The sequence below is a fragment of the Nitratireductor sp. J20-h4 genome (assembly GCF_056780505.1).
In genome coordinates this window covers 4,399,920-4,417,674 of the sequence record NZ_CM165557.1, presented here as the reverse complement: position 1 = coordinate 4,417,674, position 17,755 = coordinate 4,399,920, and the positions used below count along the sequence as shown (strand labels likewise).

At 65.2% G+C, this 17,755-nt stretch carries 19 protein-coding genes, 1 tRNA gene and 1 pseudogene; 5 read left to right on the top strand and 16 right to left on the bottom strand.

Annotation, left to right across the window (positions count from 1 at the left end; all coding sequences use genetic code 11):
- Positions 1–29: 29 nt before the first annotated feature.
- Both ACT2B0_RS21355 and ACT2B0_RS21350 read right to left on the bottom strand, forming a co-directional pair.
- Entirely contained in the window at positions 30–1,307 is a 1,278-nt protein-coding gene (locus tag ACT2B0_RS21355) for a TRAP transporter large permease (protein ID WP_473460238.1), read from the bottom strand.
- Positions 1,304–2,449 carry an NAD(P)/FAD-dependent oxidoreductase gene (locus ACT2B0_RS21350; RefSeq protein WP_473460237.1) on the bottom strand — a complete coding sequence of 382 codons (1,146 nt, stop codon included), beginning with the start codon at positions 2,447–2,449 and terminating at the stop codon, positions 1,304–1,306. Before ACT2B0_RS21350 ends, ACT2B0_RS21355 begins: the two co-directional genes overlap by 4 nt.
- 143 nt (positions 2,450–2,592) lie before the next feature.
- Between ACT2B0_RS21350 and ACT2B0_RS21345 the strand changes: the two genes are divergently transcribed.
- Positions 2,593–3,228: a helix-turn-helix domain-containing protein gene (locus ACT2B0_RS21345; RefSeq protein WP_473460236.1), complete on the top strand. Its 636-nt coding sequence runs from the start codon at positions 2,593–2,595 to the stop codon at positions 3,226–3,228.
- Positions 3,229–3,251: 23 nt separating this feature from the next.
- Here ACT2B0_RS21345 and ACT2B0_RS21340 read toward each other — a convergent pair whose 3' ends face one another.
- The 6 genes from ACT2B0_RS21340 to uxaC all read right to left on the bottom strand — a co-directional run bounded on the left by ACT2B0_RS21340 (position 3,252) and on the right by uxaC (position 9,622).
- Positions 3,252–3,449 carry a DUF2783 domain-containing protein gene (locus ACT2B0_RS21340; RefSeq protein WP_473460235.1) on the bottom strand — a complete coding sequence of 66 codons (198 nt, stop codon included), beginning with the start codon at positions 3,447–3,449 and terminating at the stop codon, positions 3,252–3,254.
- Positions 3,446–5,065 (bottom strand): FAD-dependent oxidoreductase, encoded by a 1,620-nt coding sequence (locus tag ACT2B0_RS21335; protein ID WP_473460234.1) that lies wholly within the window; start codon positions 5,063–5,065, stop codon positions 3,446–3,448. The genes ACT2B0_RS21340 and ACT2B0_RS21335 overlap by 4 nt, the downstream gene beginning before the upstream one ends.
- A 49-nt stretch (positions 5,066–5,114) precedes the next feature.
- Positions 5,115–5,627 carry a DinB family protein gene (locus ACT2B0_RS21330; RefSeq protein WP_473460233.1) on the bottom strand — a complete coding sequence of 171 codons (513 nt, stop codon included), beginning with the start codon at positions 5,625–5,627 and terminating at the stop codon, positions 5,115–5,117.
- A 50-nt stretch (positions 5,628–5,677) separates the two neighbouring features.
- Entirely contained in the window at positions 5,678–6,628 is a 951-nt protein-coding gene (locus tag ACT2B0_RS21325; RefSeq protein ID WP_473460232.1) for an MBL fold metallo-hydrolase, read from the bottom strand.
- Positions 6,629–6,682: 54 nt separating this feature from the next.
- Positions 6,683–7,996, bottom strand: coding sequence for a homogentisate 1,2-dioxygenase (gene hmgA, locus ACT2B0_RS21320; protein WP_473460231.1), 1,314 nt, complete (start codon positions 7,994–7,996; stop codon positions 6,683–6,685).
- Between the two features lie 216 nt (positions 7,997–8,212).
- On the bottom strand, positions 8,213–9,622 hold the full coding sequence (gene uxaC / locus ACT2B0_RS21315; RefSeq protein WP_473460230.1) for a glucuronate isomerase: 1,410 nt from the start codon (positions 9,620–9,622) through the stop codon (positions 8,213–8,215).
- 337 nt (positions 9,623–9,959) lie between these two features.
- On the opposite strand from uxaC, the gene ACT2B0_RS21310 reads away from it, so the two are divergent.
- On the top strand, positions 9,960–10,247 hold the full coding sequence (locus ACT2B0_RS21310) for a hypothetical protein (protein WP_473460229.1): 288 nt from the start codon (positions 9,960–9,962) through the stop codon (positions 10,245–10,247).
- Between the two features lie 237 nt (positions 10,248–10,484).
- A tRNA-Arg gene (locus tag ACT2B0_RS21305) sits at positions 10,485–10,561 on the top strand.
- Here ACT2B0_RS21305 and ACT2B0_RS21300 read toward each other — a convergent pair.
- The 7 genes and pseudogenes from ACT2B0_RS21300 to ACT2B0_RS21270 all read right to left on the bottom strand — a co-directional run.
- On the bottom strand, positions 10,532–10,909 hold the full coding sequence (locus ACT2B0_RS21300; RefSeq protein WP_348174347.1) for a hypothetical protein: 378 nt from the start codon (positions 10,907–10,909) through the stop codon (positions 10,532–10,534). The two genes, ACT2B0_RS21305 and ACT2B0_RS21300, sit on opposite strands and share 30 nt — an antisense overlap.
- A 150-nt stretch (positions 10,910–11,059) precedes the next feature.
- Positions 11,060–11,272 (bottom strand): recombinase zinc ribbon domain-containing protein, encoded by a 213-nt coding sequence (locus tag ACT2B0_RS21295; protein ID WP_348174345.1) that lies wholly within the window; start codon positions 11,270–11,272, stop codon positions 11,060–11,062.
- A protein-coding gene (locus ACT2B0_RS21290) for an IS3 family transposase (protein WP_473458804.1) occupies positions 11,269–12,371 on the bottom strand; the annotation gives its coding sequence in 2 pieces (ribosomal slippage) (positions 11,269–12,110 and positions 12,110–12,371; 1,104 coding nt in all). The genes ACT2B0_RS21295 and ACT2B0_RS21290 overlap by 4 nt, the downstream gene beginning before the upstream one ends.
- Before the next feature lie 297 nt (positions 12,372–12,668).
- Positions 12,669–13,169: an RES family NAD+ phosphorylase gene (locus ACT2B0_RS21285; protein WP_348191056.1), complete on the bottom strand. Its 501-nt coding sequence runs from the start codon at positions 13,167–13,169 to the stop codon at positions 12,669–12,671.
- 2 nt (positions 13,170–13,171) lie between these two features.
- On the bottom strand, positions 13,172–13,522 hold the full coding sequence (locus ACT2B0_RS21280) for an MbcA/ParS/Xre antitoxin family protein (protein ID WP_106573438.1): 351 nt from the start codon (positions 13,520–13,522) through the stop codon (positions 13,172–13,174).
- 632 nt (positions 13,523–14,154) lie between these two features.
- On the bottom strand, positions 14,155–15,360 hold the full coding sequence (locus tag ACT2B0_RS21275) for an IS256 family transposase (protein ID WP_348345084.1): 1,206 nt from the start codon (positions 15,358–15,360) through the stop codon (positions 14,155–14,157).
- 123 nt (positions 15,361–15,483) lie between these two features.
- A pseudogene (locus tag ACT2B0_RS21270) lies at positions 15,484–15,717 on the bottom strand (recombinase family protein); the annotation flags it as partial.
- A 79-nt stretch (positions 15,718–15,796) separates the two neighbouring features.
- Here ACT2B0_RS21270 and ACT2B0_RS21265 point away from each other — a divergent pair.
- Both ACT2B0_RS21265 and ACT2B0_RS21260 read left to right on the top strand, forming a co-directional pair.
- Complete coding sequence (locus tag ACT2B0_RS21265; RefSeq protein ID WP_348345085.1) at positions 15,797–16,045, top strand: type II toxin-antitoxin system VapB family antitoxin; 249 nt, start codon at positions 15,797–15,799, stop codon at positions 16,043–16,045.
- Positions 16,042–16,455 (top strand): type II toxin-antitoxin system VapC family toxin, encoded by a 414-nt coding sequence (locus tag ACT2B0_RS21260; protein ID WP_348345086.1) that lies wholly within the window; start codon positions 16,042–16,044, stop codon positions 16,453–16,455. Before ACT2B0_RS21265 ends, ACT2B0_RS21260 begins: the two co-directional genes overlap by 4 nt.
- A 48-nt stretch (positions 16,456–16,503) precedes the next feature.
- On the opposite strand, the gene ACT2B0_RS21255 is transcribed toward ACT2B0_RS21260, so the two are convergent.
- Entirely contained in the window at positions 16,504–17,724 is a 1,221-nt protein-coding gene (locus tag ACT2B0_RS21255) for a site-specific integrase (protein WP_348345087.1), read from the bottom strand.
- Between the last annotated feature and the right edge of the window lie 31 nt (positions 17,725–17,755).

Here is a 17,755-nt window from a genome sequence, read left to right as displayed (position 1 = left end):
GCCGTTATTGTCGGTTCGGCCCTGTTGCGTCACAGCCCCATGGCGCGGGGCAGGACAAGACTGATCTGCGGAAAGACGATGATGACGCCAAGCACCACCATCTCCAGGATAACGAAGGGAATGACGGCGCGCGCGAGATGCCAGTAGCCGACGCGGGTGACGGCGGAGACGATCAACAGGCAACCGCCGAGCGGCGGCGACACCAGCCCGATGCACAGATTGAAGCAGATCACGATGCCGAGATGGACCGGATCGGCGCCGCCGGCGAGCGCGACCGGGGCGAGCAGCGGCACCAGCAGCGCCAGCGCCACGGTGATGTCGAGCACCATGCCGGCAACAATGAAGATGATGTTCATGGCCAGCATGAAACCGATCGGCCCGAGGCCGAGATCGGCGACCAGGGCAGCGATCGCCTCGGGAATACGCTCCAGCGCGGCCAGATGGCCGAGGGCGGCGACGGCGCACAGGATGATGAAGATCGAACCGGTAAGCGTTGCCGTGCGCCGCAGCGCCTCCAGCAGCCCCTGGCGCGTGATGCCGGTATAGAACGTGCCGGCGGCGAGCGCGGCGACGACCGCGACCGCGGCGGCTTCCGTCGGCGTCATCCAGCCGAAGACGATGCCGCCGACAATGATCAGCGGCAGGCTGAGCGCCGGCAGGGCCCCGGCCAGGGTCTGGCCGAAGGCGGGCACCTCGCCGCGCTCCAGGCGCGGATGGTCGTCGCGCCAGGCATACCAGGCGTTGAGCGCGAACAAGGCCCCGGTCAAAAGCAGCCCCGGCAGGATGCCGGCCATGAACAGCGCCGCCACGGAGGTCTGCATCAGCGCGCCGTAGAAGATCAGGATGATGGAGGGCGGCACGATCGGCCCGATGATCGAGGAGGCCGCCGTGATGGCGCCGGCATAGGTGGCCGAGTAGCCGCGCTCGCGCATCGCCGGCACCAGCGTGTTGGAGAGCGCGGCCGCGTCGGCCACCGCCGAACCGGAGATGCCGGCGAAGAACACGCTGGTCATGATGTTGACGTGGCCGAGCCCGCCGCGCAGGCGCCCGACCAGCGCCATCGACAGGTCGATCAGCGCCCGGGTGACACCGGCCCGGTTCATGATTTCGCCGGCGAGGATGAACAGCGGCATTGCCAGAAGCGCGAAGACGCTGATCTGGGAAAACACTTTTTGCGGCAGGATGGCGAGATAGCGCGCATTGTCTGTCGCCACGAAGGCAAGCACCGCCGAGGCGCCGATGATGTAGGCGAGCGCCAGACCCGACGCCAGAAGCCCCAGTGCGGCGAGCGGCACGAGCCAGATCATGGGCGGCACGCCGGGCGTTCGGGCCGAAGGGCGCCAACATCGAGACCGTGGTCGACAATGTCGGCCGGCGGGTCGTTGCGCAACACCAGCGCCGCCGCGCAGCGCGCCAGCGCCGGCGCGGACTGGATGCCGTAGCCGCCCTGCCCGGCCAGCCAGAAAAACCCGGGTACCGACGGGTCGTAGCCGGCGACCGGCACCTTGTCGGCGACGAAACTGCGCAGGCCGGCCCATTTGTTGTCGATGCGCGCCACCTTGAGGTCGAAGGCCCGCTCGATGCGGTCGACACAGATCGCGATATCGATTTCTTCCGGCTGGGCGTCGCAGGGCGGCGACGGCGTCTCGTCGGCCGGCGAAATCAGCAGACGGCCGGATTCCGGCTTCAGATAGAATTGCTCGTCGATATCAACGACGGTCGGATAGTCGGACACCGGTACTCCTTCCGGGGCCGGAACGATCATCGCAGTGCGGCGCTTGGGCACCAGCCCGACCGGGGTCGCGCCGGCCAGGATGGCGATCTCGTCCGCCCAGGCGCCGGCGGCATTGACCACCGTGCCGGCGCGGACGGCGCCGCGAGGAGTGTCGATGCGCCAGCCACGGCCGTCATGCGCCAGCGCGTCGACGCCGCCATCGGTCACGAGCCGACCGCCGAGATCGCGAAAGCGGCGCAGATATCCCTGATGCAGCGCATCAACGTCGATGTCGCGCGCGCCCGGTTCGTGCACGGCGGCCACGGCATAGCCGGGGCGCAGCATCGGCACCATCGCCGCGATCGCGGCGGCGTCGAGCCGCGCGACCGCGCTGCCCTGCGCCAGGTCGGCCAACATCGCCTCGACGGAACCAAGCTGGTCCTGGCGGGCGATCATGATCACGCCGCGCGGCGACAGCAATGGCCCGGCGGCGAAACCGTCCGGCGGCGCATCGAAGAATGGGGCCGAGGCGCGCGACAGGGCGCGGATCGGGGCGGGACCGTAAATCGCCGAAAACAACGCCGCCGAGCGGCCCGTGGTGTGATAACCGGGCTGGGTCTCGCGCTCGAGCAAGGCAACGCGCGCGCTTGCCGCCAGTTCGGCGGCGACCGAGGCGCCGGCAATGCCCGCGCCGATCACGGCAATGTCGACGTCTTGCGGCAAACGCTCCGCCACGCAAGCCTCCTCCCAAAAGCTCTCACACGGGCTGTCGCCCGGCGCATGTCGAAACCGTAGCAAGAAATTTCCGATAAGAAAATCGATATTTTCCTATCGGAAAATCTGTGGACGCCGCACCGCGCCGCGCGTAGACTTCGCCGATGGACAAACCCACGATCCGACGCACCCCGACACTGATGGAACCGGCCGACCGCAGGGTCAAAATGGGCGAGCGGCTGCGCGAGATCCGCCACGAACGTGGCCTGACCCTCGCGGAGGTGGCGAAACGTTCGCGGCTCGCCGTCTCCACCGTGTCAAAGGTCGAGCGCGGACTGATGGCGCTGACCTATGATCGCTTCAGCCAGCTTGCCGACGGTCTCGGCGTCGACGTGTCGGCGCTGTTTTCCGAGCATGGCGAACGCTTCCGCCCCGGCGAAGTCGCGGTGTCGCGCGTCGGCGAGTTCCGCCTGCACGAGACGGAAAACTATTCCTACGAGATGCTGTTTCCCGATCTGTGGCACAAGGGCATGACGCCGATGCTGGGCACGTTACGCCCGCTGGAGACGATGCGCTTCGACCGCTTCGTCAGCCATGACGGCGAGGAGTTCGCCTTTGTCATCGAGGGCAGCGTGACCATTCATTTCCAGGATCTGGAGCCCGTCACGCTGGCCACCGGCGAGAGCGCCTATTTCGATTCGGGCCGCGGCCATCTTTACGCCGCCGCCGGCCCCGACGGGGCACGCATGCTGGTGGTGTGCACGCGCCCGTTCGAGCCGCAGGAGCCATCGTCGACATAACAGCGCCATGATCTCTAGCCGGCTTATTTTTTGTCGCCGACCGCCGCCTCGAACGCTTCGCGCAGCACGTCCCGGTCACCGATATGGTTGGCCAGCAACAGGATCAGTCGCGCGTTGATGGCGTCGCTTTCGGCCTTGTCGCGCCCGTCATGCAGCGCCAGCAACTCGGCATAGAAGTCGTCCGGACCGGAAATGTTCGGCCGTGTAACGAGTTTCGTCATGCGCTTGCCTCCCACCCGACGGCGCGTTTGAGGGCGGCGCGCACGGCCCCTTCGTCAAAGGCCAGCCAGCGCGCGGCCACGTGCTGGTCGGGCCGCATCAGATAGACCGCACCCGACGCCGCGCCGAGATAACGCTCTGAGAGCGCGCCGGACGGGTCGTCATCCGACGACAGCGCGACCCGTGCGATCTCGACGCCGTCAACGTCGAGCCGGTCGGGCGCGTCGCGATCGATCGTCAGGAGCTGGAAGCCGCCGCCGAGCCGGTCGAGCAGCCAGCCGCCGGCCACCGGCGCGTCGGCTGCCGGCGAGCCGGGCCGTGTTCGCGCAGGCATGTCGTCGGCGTCGGGTCCGTTGAGCGGCGACCCGTCATAGGTACACGGCACCGACAGCCGGCCCGAATTGACCAGCGGCCGGGCGAACGCGAAGCTTTCCGACAGGTCGAGAACCGCGTCGCGGAACAGCCGGCTGGTTTCGGATTTCGGCGTGATGAAGTCGGTCGACCGGGTCGAGTTGCGGATATTCTCGTCGGCGCCATGGAGGCGCTCGTCATCGTAGCTGTCGAGCAGGCTTTCGGGCGCCAGCCCGTCGAGCACCAGTTTCAGCTTCCACACCAGATTGTCGGTGTCCTGCAACCCGGAATTGGCGCCGCGCGCGCCGAAGGGCGAAACCTGGTGGGCGGCGTCGCCGGCAAACACCACCCGTCCGTGCCGGAAGCGCTCCATGCGCCGGCACTGGAAGGTGTAGATCGACACCCATTCCAGTTCGAAGCGCGCGTCCTTGCCCAGCATCGCCTTCAGCCGCGGAATGACGTTTTCCGGCTTCTTTTCGCGGTCCTTGTCGATGTCCCAGCCAAGCTGCAGATCGATCCGCCAGATCCCGTCGGGCTGCTTGTGCAGCAGCGCGGACTGACCCTTGTTGAAGGGCGGATCGAACCAGAACCAGCGCTCGGTTGGAAAATCGGCCTCCATGCGCACGTCGGCGATCAGGAAATTGTCCTCGAAGACGCGGCCGACGAAATCGAGCCCCATCATGGCGCGCACCGGCGAGCCGGCGCCGTCGCAGGCGACCAGCCAGTCGGCCTCGAGCCGGTACGGCCCATCGGGGGTTTCCACGTCAAGGCGCACCCCGTCCGCGCTAGGTTCCACCGCCGTCACCCGGTTTCGACCCCGGATCTCGATCGGCCTGCCCTCGGCCTCGAGTTCGCGAACCCGGTCGACCAGATATTTTTCGAAATGATATTGCTGCAGGTTGATGAAGGCCGGCCGCTTGTGGCCCGCCTCCGGCAACAGGTTGAACCCGTAGACCCGGCGGTCGCCGAAATAGACCTTGCCGAGGTTCCAGGTGACGCCCTTTTCGACCATCGGCGCCCCGCAACCGAGCCGGTCGAGGATTTCCAGCGGGCGCTTGGCAAAACAGATCGCGCGCGAGCCGAACGAGACCTTGTCGTTGTCGTCGAGCACGATGACGGGCACGTCGTGCAGCGCCAGGTCGATCGCCGCGGCAAGCCCGACCGGCCCGGCACCGACCACGACGACCGGATGGCGCACGGGCCTGGCCGCGTCCTGGTCGGGCGAGCGCCGATAGGCATAAAGCGGGGTTTCGAAGATGCGGTTCATGATGTTTGTCGTCCTCCCGTCGACCCGACCCCGGCCCCTGCCTTACGCGCTATCCGTGATAGGGCGCGGCCGTGGGATGGCGGTCGTAATCGAGATAGAATTCGTCGAGCTGCGGCGGTGCGATCCCGGCATGCTGGACTTGCACATGCGCCTGGCCGCGATGGTGGATCTGGTGCTGGAAAAGATGCAGCAGCAGCGCGTCGACCCGTTCCGTCACCGCGCCGTCCGCGCGCGCCGTCACCCGCGTCTCGGCGAGCGCGGCCGGGTCGAGCGCCTGGCAAAACCGCGCCAGACGCAGATCGGCCTCGGCCTGCAGGGCACCGAGCGCGGCCGGATCGTCGATCTCGGGCCGGTCGTAGACCGCGCGCCCGGCGCCGCCACGCTCGAGCGCGTCGAGATAATAGAGATCGACCTCGTGAATATGGTTGAGCGTTGCGGCCAGCGACGGGAAAAACCCCGGACGCGCGGCGGTGAAGGCCGCGGCCGACAGGCCGCGCAGCGCGCCGTATAGCCGCGCATTGGCCCAGGCATTGTTCAGCGCCATCAGGCGATAGGGCTGCATTGCGGCTCCTTCCTCGCGGGATTTCGCGTCGCTGTCGGCGTCGGCCGGCTTCATCCCTGCAGCCTTGCCCACATCTCGCGGTCGCGTTCGGCCGTCCATATGCGCGGCGTGTCGATGCCGAGCGCCTCGTCATAGGCGCGCGCCACGTTGAACGGCAGGCAGTGTTCGTAGATCGCGTAATCGGCGAATTTCGGGTCGCAGGCGGCGCGACAGGCGTCCCATGCCTGTTTCAAGGAGCCGCCGCCCTGGGCGACGCGCGCGATCGGCCGGAAGGTCGAGGTCACGAAATCGGCGGTGTTGTCGAGCGCGGCGTTGACCATCTTCTCGCCCACCAGCGCATCGCCGCGCCCTGGCGCGATCGCGTCGAGGCGGTAGGCCCGTATCGCCTCCAGCGTCGTCGGCCAGTCGCCGAAATGGCCGTCGCCGCAATAGCAGGCCGAGTGATATTCCACGATATCGCCGGTGAACATGACATTGGCGTCCGGCACGAACGCCACGATGTCGCCGGCGGTGTGGGCGCGGCCGAGGAAACGCAGATCGACCCGGCGCTTGCCAAGGAAGAAGGTCGCGCTCCTGGAGAAGGTCAGGCTCGGCCAGGTCAGGCCCGGAATCGATTCATGGCCCTCGAACAGGCGCGGGAAGCGGCCGAACTCGGACTCCCAGTCCTCCTGGCCGCGCTCGACCACCATCGCGCGCGCCGTGTCGGACATGATCGTTTCCGACGCGCCATAGGCCGAGGCGCCGAGCACGCGCACGGCGTGATAATGGGTCAGCACGACATATTTGATCGGCTTGTCGGTGACCGAACGCACCTTCTCGATCACCTTGTTGGCGAGACGCGGCGTGGCCTGGGCGTCGACGATCATCACGCAATCGTCGCCGATGATGACGCCGGTATTGGGATCGCCCTCGGCGGTGAACGCCCACAGATCGCGGCCGATCTCCGTGAAGGAAATCTTCTTTTCGGCCAGGTCGCCGGCGGAGGCGAAGGATTTGGTCATGGATGGGTGTCCCCGTCTATCGGTTCAAGTTCGCCTGATGGCCGGCGCCGGAGATCAGCTCCAGTCGCCTTCCCTGGTGCCGTTGAAGCGCTTTTTCAGGTCGCGCCAGCAATCGATGTAGTTGTCCTGCAAGGTCTCGAGCTCGGCGGCGAAACGCGTCAGCATCTGCGGAAAGCGGGTCTCGAACATGAAGGCCATGGTGTCGTCGAGCTTCATCGGCTTCAAATCGGCGCGCGAGGCCTTTTCGAAACCGGTCGCGTCGGGCCCGTGCGCGAGCATCATGTTGTGCAGGCTCATGCCGCCGGGCACGAAACCCTCTTCCTTGGCGTCGTACTGGCCCCGGATCAGGCCCATGAACTCGCTCATGATGTTGCGGTGATACCAGGGGGGGCGAAACGTGTTTTCCGCCACCAGCCAGCGCGGCGGGAAGATGACGAAATCGATATTGGCCGTGCCCTCCTCGCCCGACGGCGCGGTCAGGACGGTGAAGATCGACGGGTCGGGATGGTCGAACAGGATCGCGCCCACCGGCGAGAAGGTCGACAGATCGTATTTGTAGGGCGCGTAGTTGCCGTGCCAGGCGACCACGTCGAGCGGCGAATGGCCGATCTCGGTGACATGGAAGCGACCGCACCATTTGACGATCAGCCGGCACGGCATGTCCTTTTCCTCGAACCAGGCGACGGGCGTCTTGAAATCGCGCGGATTGGCCAGGCAATTGGCGCCGATCGGCCCCCGGTCGGGCAAGGTGAACTTGGCGCCGTAATTCTCGCACAGATAACCGCGCGCCGGACCGTCGATCAGCTCGACCTTGAACACCAGGCCGCGCGGCAGCACGCAGATTTCGCCGGGCGCGACCTCGATCACGCCCATTTCGGTGACGAAGCGCAGGCCGCCTTGTTGCGGCACGACAAGCAGTTCGCCGTCGGCGTTGAAGAGATGATCGTCGACCATGTCGACATTGGCGACATAGACATGCGCGGCCATGCCGACCTGTGTCAGCACGTCGCCGGCCGTGGTCACGGTGCGGATGCCGGCGACGAAATCGGTTTCGACAGCAGGTATCGGCACCGGGTCCCAGCGCAACTGCCCGAGCGCCAGCTGGTGATCGTCGATATTGGGCGCGCTTTTCCAGTGCGGCTGCGCGAAGGCGGAAAAGCGCGCTGTATGCCGGACGCTCGGCCGGATGCGGTAGAGCCAGGACCGTTCGTTGGTGCCGCGCGGCGCGGTGAAGGGCGAGCCCGAGAGCTGCTCGGCATAAAGTCCGTAGGCGGGCCGTTGCGGCGAGTTCATGCCCTGCGGCAGCGCGCCGGGAAGCGATTCGGTCTCGAAATCGTTGCCGAAGCCCGGCATGTAGGAAAAGGCCAATCGCGCCTCCTTGCGGCATCGCGGTCAAGTCGTTGCGTTTGTAACCACCGAAGATGTAACCATCAAACGCCGGTCGTGGCCGGACCGCAAGCCCGTATTCAGGCACCATGGACCGCGCGCGGCGAGATTCTTTGGGCAGGGGGCCGCGGCTCGTACAGACCGGCGCGACAGCATCGGCTTCCACGATAAAAACACAGAAAGCGCGGCCCTTGCCGGTCAGAGCCTGTAGGCGGCCCGGGCCAGGTTGACCGCCAGGTCCGCGGCAAGCTCGGCCGCCTCGTCCTCGCGCAGCCGGCCGGTCAGCACGAGCTCGGAAAGAAAGGCGCAATCGACGCGCCGGGCGACATCGTGGCGCGCGGGTATCGACGGCAAGGCACGGGTGTCGTCGTTGAAACCGGCTGTATTGTAGAACCCCGCGGTCTCGATGGTCGCGCGGCGGTGGCGCAGCATGCCCTCGACACTATCGTAAAACCACCAGGGCGGACCGAGCTTGAGGCACGGATAAGCGCCCGCGAGCGGGGCGAGTTCGCGCGCATAGGCGGTTTCGTCGAGGGTGAACACGATCACGCGCAGGCCGGGCTCGAGCCCGACCGCGTCGAGCATCGGCTTCAGGGCGTCGACATAGGAGGCGCGAGCCGGCATGTCGAAACCCTTGTCGCGGCCGAACAGCCGGTGGATCGACGGCGAATGGTTGCGGTGGGCGCCGGCATGGATCTGCATGACCATGCCGTCCTCGACGCTCATGCGCGCCATCTCGGTCAGCATCTGCGCCCGGAACAGTTTTTTGTGGCCGGCATCGGCCCGGCCGCCGGCCACCAGCGCGTAAAGGGCGGCGGCCTCGTCCGGCGACAGGTCGGCGGTATCGGCGCTCGGATGACCATGGTCGGTGGCGGTGGCGCCGGCGGCGCGAAAAAAGGCGCGGCGGCGACGGTGGGCCTCCAGATAACCGCTCCAGTCTTGCGTATCGGAGCCGGTAACGTCGCCGAACCGGCGCAGATTGGCGCAAAATCCCTCGAAATCGGGATCGGTGACCGAATCGGGCCGGTAGGTGGTGATGACGCGCCCGCCCCAGCCGGAGGCGGCGATCTGGTCGTGCCAGGCAAGATCGTCTAGCGCACCCTCCGTCGTCGCCAGGACCTCGATATTGAAGCGCTCGAAGAGCCGGCGCGGCCGGAACTCGGCGTCCGACAACTGCTCGCCGATACGGTCGAAGTAAAAATCCGCGGTCTGCGGCCCGAGCGGCACGGTCATGGCAAACAGCGTCTCGAACGTATGGTCGAGCCAGAGCCGGGACGGTGTGGCGCGAAACAGATGATAATGCTCGGCGAAACACCGCCAAATCTTGCGGCGATCGGTCTCGCGTCGTTCGCCCGAAAGCCTGGCGATGCCGAGATCGTCGAGGCGCACGCCCTGGCTCACCAGCATGCGCAGCACGTAATGGTCCGGCATGACAAGCAGTTCAGCGGGATCGGCGAAGGGTTCGTCGCGCGCGAACCAGCGCGGATCGGTATGGCCGTGCGGGCTGACGATCGGCAGATCGCGGACAAGCCCATAGAGCCGCCGCGCCAGCGCGCGGGCGCGCGGCTCGATCGGAAACAGACGGTCTTCGTCCAGCAACGCACCCAAAACGCCACTCCATCCTCGGTCCGCGCGCAGCAAGCCCTCCGCGGCGCGGATCTGTCAACTCGCCGGCGGCACGCTGCGCAAAAAGCCGCGTCGAAGCCCGGCCTGAGAACTGCATGCCGCCCGGAGCAGCCCTGCCAGGCAAGAAGGGACGGCCGGCAATCCTTGGCCCATCCGCATTTGCCGAGCCGGCGCCTGAGGACGTCATGACGTTCGTCCCGGACCGGTCTCGAACGGGCTCCCGGCGCGGCGGTGTCCGGGTTCAGCCGCGCGGTCAAGCTGGGCCCGTTCCCGTCGTTCCGCCGAAGAGCGCGCGCCGGGCCCAACGGCAAGAGCGTGGATGCGGGCGACGCCGCGGCCCGCGCGCCGCTTCATCGCGACAATCAAGGCGCCCGGGCAGGCCGGCCGGGCCCGCATGGCGCGGCGCACAGGCGTCATCCGGACGGAGGCCGGACGGACGACCACGATCGATGCTGGCGGGGCGTCGCTCGACAAGCTCCGGCCGGTGGACGCGACCATGGCGATGGCGCGCCTTGTGACCCTGGACCGACGCGCCGAACTCGACGCCGGCGCCGGCACGCGCGTCCAGGCGGAATGGAGGCCGGTTTGCTGCTCGCTAACGCGTTAAGACACGATGTTGGAGCCGGCCTGCGCTTCCGTGAAAGGCAAAACGGCGCCAGCGCCGGCAGGAACGATCGCCGGCGAGAGCTGCGACGCGCCGTCTTGTCGGCGGCGCGCGCGGTCGGCGCGATTGCGACCGGCGACCCATTTCCTGATTGAAGCCCCGCCCGGCTTCGGTTAAGAAGCGGCAATCGCCGCCGCGCTTTCGATCCCGCGCGACGGATGATCGCCGGCCCACCGGCCTGCACCCGTAGCTCAGCTGGATAGAGCGCTGCCCTCCGAAGGCAGAGGTCACAGGTTCGAATCCTGTCGGGTGCGCCATTTCAGAACAGAACTGTGAACGCCGAACGCCGCCGTTTCCACGCTGGAAGCGGCGATCAGCGTTCGCAGCAATTCCGACTTCGATCCCATGATGCGAACCTCGTCGTCGGCGACCTCGACGCGCTGCGCCAGAGCGCGCAGATGGTCGCGTCGGTAGCCGCCATCGTCGAGCCGTATCCGTTCGCGCGCCTTGCGGGCGAAGCCCTTGAGCATGTCGGGGCTGACGCCCTGATTGCCTGAACTGTCGAGCGCGAGCTGGGTGCGCTCGGCGTCGGCGGCGGCCTGATCCCGCAATGCCTTGAGGCTCACCATGCGCTCTTTTGCCATGGCGTCGTCCTTGTCCACCATGCCCGCCTCGATGGCGTCAAAGAGACGGCCGAGCCGCTGGTCGGCTTCCGTGATTCGCCTGTGAACCTCGGCAAGATGCTCGCGGCGGCGCTCGGCGCGCTCCTGCCGCCGGTCGATGACGCTGGCGAGGACAGTTTCCAGTCGCTTGGGCTAGAGCAGCCGATCTCCGATATGATCGGCGACCAGATGGTTCAGCTTGTCCATTGGGATCGTGCGGCCCTTGCAGCCGGTCTTGCCCTGCCGCGCCTTGGTCGAGCAGGTGTAATAGCGGTATGTCGCTCCCGTGCTGCCTTGGCCGGTGCGCAACTGCTCTGAGACCGAACTTTGGAGCGCCGGTGGCTGGAGTTTTCCGGCTTTCTTCACGGTGACGGGCTGGCTTCGCCACCGGGATTTTGTAATGCGATCGGGACGTTGTATCCGATCGCCGAGTGAGGCCGAACCTCATTGTAGTATCTACGCCAATCCTCCAACTTTTCGCGGGCATCCGCAAGACTCAGGAACCAGTGTGCGTTCAAACACTCGGCCCGCAGCTTGCTGTTAAAGGCTTCGATGAAGCCGTTGTCCGTAGGCTTGCCCGGCCGTGAGAAGTCGAGGGTGACATCGTTCGCATAGGCCCACAGATCGAGGTCCCGGGAGATGAACTCGCTGCCATTATCGACCCTGATCGTCTTCGGATAGCCGATACGGCCACATACTCGCTCGAGCGTCTGGACGACATCCTCGCCGCGATAGGAGAAGCGCGGATCGACCGCTGGGCAATAGCGGGAATGAGTGTCGACAATGGTCAGGACACGGAGCTTCTTGCCGGTCGCGATCTGGTCATGGACAAAATCCATGGCCCACACATCGTTCGGTCCGATGGCCTCCTGGCGATCCTCCCTGAGCTTGGCCTTCACCCGTCGCTTGGGGTGCTTGTTCCTGAGCTGTAGTCCCAACTCATTGTAAATCCTACGGGTCTTCTTCATGTTGATCGTCCATCCCTCACGACGCAACAGCACGTGGACACGCCGGTAGCCGTAGCGAACCCGCGTCTCGCAAATTTCCTTGATCCTTCGTTCGAGCGCGGCCTGACCGGTGCGACGGGACTTGTAGTGGTAGGTGGAGGTCTCGAACTTCAGTGCCTTGCAGGCCCGTCTGATCGATATCCCCCAGTCCACCAGCATCCCGTCGACCAGCTTGCGCTTCCGGGCAGGCCTCAGAGCTTTCGGCGAATGACGTCCTGCAGCATCTCGCGATCAAGCGTCAGGTCAGCGACGATCTTCTTCAGCCGACCGTTCTCGTCCTCAAGGGCCTTCAGCCGGCGCATCTCATCTGGCAACAGTCCAGCATACTTCTTCTTCCAGTTGAAATAGGTCGCCTGGCTGATCCCGGCCTTGCGGCAGATCTCTGCCACGGGCACGCCGTCATCGCCCTGCTTCAGAATGAACGCCTTCTGCGCGTCCGAAAACTTCGATGCCTTCATCGCTCTCCGCTCCATTCCAGCCAGGGAAAACTAAGCGGAAAAATCTAACCAAAAGCGATCCAGTTTGTGGGGATCAGAGCAGCGGCATTCGAGGATGAGCGGCTCCGATATTGCCAGCGTCTGGCGGACGCCGCGCGCAGGCTCGCCTCCTACCGCGCTCGCCAGGGCGAGGCCTTCGCCTTTGCGGGAGAGCTTGAAGATAAGCGCCGGCAACTGGCCGAGATCGAAAAGGACCTGGCCGACGATGTTATCGCAAACGCGCCAAGTGTCGTTAAGGCGGCATGAGGCGCTAGCCGCTCAACCCAACCGATCCTCATCATCGATCAGCTCCAGGCGGGACGGGCCGCTCACGCTCCATTTCCAAAGCACCAGATTTTCGTCGTCCGGATCGGCTCCCTTCACGAAACTGCGAACGAGCAGGCCGTTATAGCCTTCCGCAATCAGCGTGCGTGCGAAACGCTGTGTGCGGGCCTCGCCCGTTTTCCTCATCTGATCGCGCCAGGTCGGATCTGCCATCGAGGCCTTGTCAAGACCCGCCGCCGTAAGCGCTGCCGTATCTGAGGCGTCGAAGACCGTCTCGATCTCGGCGCGGTAACAGACCAACGTCGTCGGCTGCAGATCGCCTACTTGATTGGACTCCCTCAGAGCGGTCATCACGGATGTCGAGGTGTAAAGGGCGGGCACACCCTTCGGATTGAACCGGCCCCCATAACGTTCCGCGCCGCGTCCCGACATCGGTTCGCGCGCGAAGACCGGATTTATTGCCCGGTAGAGCTTTCCGGAATAGGTGAGCGCCACGATCAGGCGTGCACGCCGGCGTCGACGGCATCGATGAAATCGAGAACCTCTTCAGCCCGACCGTCGCGAACCAGCTGCATGGCCGTCTGCCCGGAGAATCCAGGCAACGGCTCGGACCGATACCAGGCGTAGGCCATCAGCGCGGAACCGAACCGCGGTTCGACCTTATTGACGATCTCCACCATTTCGCGCAGGCGGCGCTGTGTCTTGTCCGAGCGCACCCGATCCTTGCGCTGGATCGCGTCCTTGCCAAGGCCGACCGTGCGCGCAATCTCTTCGCTCGTCGTGCGAAAGACGGTTGCGATCTTGTTAGGCGCGAACATCCCGTGATCTGAATATTGTGCGAGGTTCATCCTGTCGCCTCATTCATTGCCAGTGTTTCTGACGCAATATAACGTCATAGAAGGCGGCATTCAAGGGCCGCGCCAGTCGTTTTGCGGGAGAGGGTGAAGACAAGCGCCGGCAACTGGCGGAGACCGAAGCCGAGCTCGCGGACGCAGCGACAGTGTCCGAACGGGCCGCCGCGTGACGAACTCTCTCTGAGGATAGTCGATCATCCGGAGTTGACCGGAGCCGGTCGGCGGTTAATCTTGCAACATGCCTGAGTAGAAGACGGAGCCTGGCATCTTCGACATTCCGTCATCATAACCGGCGACCGGCACTGCCCCGTCACGCCGAAGATAATCAAGACAGCACCAGATCCGACTGGCCATGCTGCGGTTTGCTTCCATCCAAAACAAACAATCGGTGCCCGCCTCTCTGGCGGATGCGCGTCAATATATACGGAGCCGGACATGCGCTATGCATTGGTCAACAACGAACGAGTTGAAGCCAGCCACGGTCTTTCTGCCCTATGCCCGGGCTGCGGACAGCCCATGGTTGCCAAATGCGGCGACCGGCGGGTTCATCACTGGACGCACCGTGGCAGGCGAACCGGTCACGTCCGTCAAGCTGGTGTAATTTCTCGGATGGCCTGAGGGCATGATCAGGCGGCTTCGGTTGTGATGCTGAGAATGGGGTCGATCTCCTCGGTGTCGATTTGTGCGAAGGCCTCAACCATCATGTAGCGGCTGGCGGTCTGCCATTCGTCGTTCTGCTCGAACAGGACGGCGCCGATCAGGCGCAGAATGGACGGCTCGTTTGGGAAGATGCCGACGACGTCGGCGCGGCGCTTCACCTCCTTGTTCAGCCGCTCGATCGGGTTCGTGCTGTGAAGCTTCGTCCGGTGCTGTCGAGGGAAGGACATGTAGGCCAGCACGTCGTGCTCGCTGGCGTCCATCAGGTCGGAGAGCTTGGGCCAGCGCGGGCGCAGTTGCTCGGCGACCTTGCGCCAGGTCTCGCCGGCATGGGCGCGATCGGGCTGATCGAAGGCCTGCCGGATCGCCGCGGCCACGACGGTGTGCTGGCCGCGTGAGACATGGGCGAGCGCGTTTCGTATCCAGTGAACCCGGCACCTTTGCCAGGTTGCCTCAAAGACACGGGCGATGGCAGCCTTGAGGCCCGAGTGAGCGTCGCTGATGACCAGCCTGACGCCCCCCAGGCCACGGGCCTTCAACGAGCGCAGGAACTCGGTCCAGAAGGTCTCGGCCTCCGAAGGGCCGATGCCCAGACCGATGATCTCTCGGCGCCCTTCGGTGTTGGCCGCCACGGCGATTATGGCTGCAACCGGAACGATCCGGCCGCCCTGCCGCACCTTCAGATATGTGGCATCGAGCCAGAGATACGGCCATTCGCCGTTGAGCGGCCGGTTCAGGAACTCGCCGACGCGCTCGTCTATGTCCTTGCACAGCTTCGACACTGTGCTCTTGGAGATGCCTGACAGCCCCATGGCCTGCACCAACTCATCCACCCGCCGGGTCGAAACCCCGCCGATCCACGCTTCCTGAATGACGGCTACCAACGCCTGTTCCGACGTCTTCCTGGCTTCGAGAAAGCCGGGGAAATAGCTACCCTGCCGCAGCTTCGGCACCCGCAGGTTCAGCGTGCCCAGACGGGTATCGAGCGCGCGCTCTCGATACCCGTTTCGCCAGGTCGTGCGGTCGCCATTGCGCTCATGCCGTCCGGCGCCGATCAGGCCTTCGACATCGGTCTCCATGATCAGCTGGAGCACCGCCTCGGCGACGGCGCGCAGAAAGTCGCCCTGGTCGTGCTTTGCGAGAAGCTCGGAAAGGTCCATGTTCGTCTTGGTCATCGGGGTCTCCGTGTGGTCCGTGGTTGAAGTCGCCAAACTCCACCTCGACCATACACCTCGATGGCCACCCGGGATTACACCGATGACGGCGCTGAAATTACACCACGTGCTCGGACACTAACGCCTTTCCTTGGCAGCTTTGACGCCTGCCTTCGTCCGCTCCGAGTTGAGAGCCCGTTCCAGCTGGGCGACGGCGCCAAGGACCTGCAGCGAAAACATGCCCTGCGGCGTCGTGGTATCGATGGGATCGCTCAGCGAGCGGATCTATGCGCCTTTGGTCGTCAGCTCGTCGATGACATTGAGCAGGTGGCTCACCGAGCGCGCCAGGCGGTCGAGGCGAACCACGACGAGGGTGTCGTCGGTGCCGTCAGGCCACCAGTTGCCATCTTGATAGCTACCCGTGGTCGGCCTATATTGGCGACAAATGGAGGTCGATATGGCTGAACCGCAACTCTCTGTCCGAAGCTCCAAGGCACGCGAACTGGCCCACCGGCTTGCCCGCCGCGAAAATCGTTCGATTGCGGATGTGGTCGAACGTGCGCTCGAATCCTATGAGGTTCGAGAAGCAGGCCGAGAGCCGGCTTCTACCTTTTATTCGCGTCTGGCGGCGCAATGGGGCACAGACATAGATCTCGAAGCCGTCATCCGCGAAAATCGCCATCTGCATCAGGGTGTCGAGCTTTGATTTTCCTAGATACCAATGTTGTTTCCGAAACCCTGAAGAAGGCGCCAAACGAGGCGGTGATTGCTTGGCTAGTTCGATACGATGCCGAACTTGCGCTGCCAACGGTGACGATCGCCGAGATTGCCTTCGGCATTCAAAAGACAAGATCTGATCAGCGTGCGGAGCGACTGGAGCAGGGGCTGGCAGACTGGCGTCGTCGTTTTGCGGATCGGATATTCAGCCTTACCGAGGAAGCAGCCCTTGCCTATGGGGAAATCATGGGTGCTGCTGCTCGCCAGGGGCGAGGAATGTCGGCGCCGGATGGCATGATTGCAGCAATCGCTCAGGTAAATGGCGGTCGCTTGGCGACCCGCAATCTGACTGACTTCGAGACGACGGGCCTCGCCCTCACGTCTCCGTGGGACTTCTAACGCTTTGCAAATGCCGGCCGGGGGCAGGGGAGGGGGCCTTGCAGGGGCCTACAATCCGGAGGCCTTTGTGAGATTGACCCGGAAGCGGTCACGGCGGCGCTGATATTTTCGCGTCATCTCCGCCGAGGCGTGGCCGAGTTGTTTTTGCACGTAGCGCTCGTCGACTTCGGCAGAGGAGGCGAGGCCGGCGCGCAGCGAGTGGCCAGCAAACTTTTGACCGCGCTCGCCTTCCGACAGATCGCCACGCACGCCAGCGGCAAGCGCCGCACGTTTGACCAGCCGGGCAACCTCCTGGTCGTTGAGCCGCTCGGCGCCGACCGCCTTGCCCTGGCCGGTGACGCGCCGGAAGAGAGGCCCATGGGCGATGCGGCCGAGCTTAAGCCAAGTCTGCAGCGCCACGACCGGGCAGGTGGCGTCGGACGAGCCGCGGCCGATTTCGACCTCACGCCAGCCGGTCTTGCCGCGCAAGGTGACCAGCATGCCCTTGTCGAGGATCTCGATCCAGCCGCGGCCGTCCTCGGTCTGATCGCGACCGACATCGAGACCGACGATCTCGGAGCGGCGCAGACCGCCGGCAAAGCCCAAAAGCAGCATGGCACGATCCCGCAGGCCGCGCAGGCTCCCGCGATCGAGTGTTTCCAGCATGGCGATGAGATCCTCGGGCAGGATGGCTTCCTTTTGCCGGGGCGGGGCGGCGTGCTTGTTGCGGATGCCGGCCATCACCGTGGCGATATGCCGGTCCTTGCGATCCAACGGTTGGCCGCGCTGCGCATAGTTCCAGGACAGCGAGGAGAGCCGGCGCTCGATCGTCGACACGGAGTTCGGCTTCTTGTCGCCGGTCGCCGTGCCAGAGGCCTGAGCTGTAATGTAGAGGCCGACGACCTGGGGATCGGGCGGGAACATCTCGACGCCCTGGCGACGGCACCAGCTCGAAAAATGCTTCCAGTCGGCGGCATAGGCGCGGCGGGTGTTGGCGGAGCTCGCCGCTTCGACATAGTCGCGGGCGCGCCCGGCGAGCGCGTCGAGATGCGCCGGTAGGCGCGGATTGGCGACGGCCGGGAGAGGGGAGGGGGCGTCGCCCGGCATTTCCGGTGTGCTTCCCATCTCCATGACGACGTCGATGATATCCGGGAGATCGTCGGCAATCGGTGCGTCGAGCTCGGCCGACGGCCGCGCGGCTGAAACATCGTCCATCAGCCCCGTGCTGTGGGGCGGTGCGGAGGGTCGCGCGAGGCGATTTTCGGGCTTCTGCTCGACGTTTTGGGCCATACTCACTATAAAGAGCAAAACGAGCGATAAT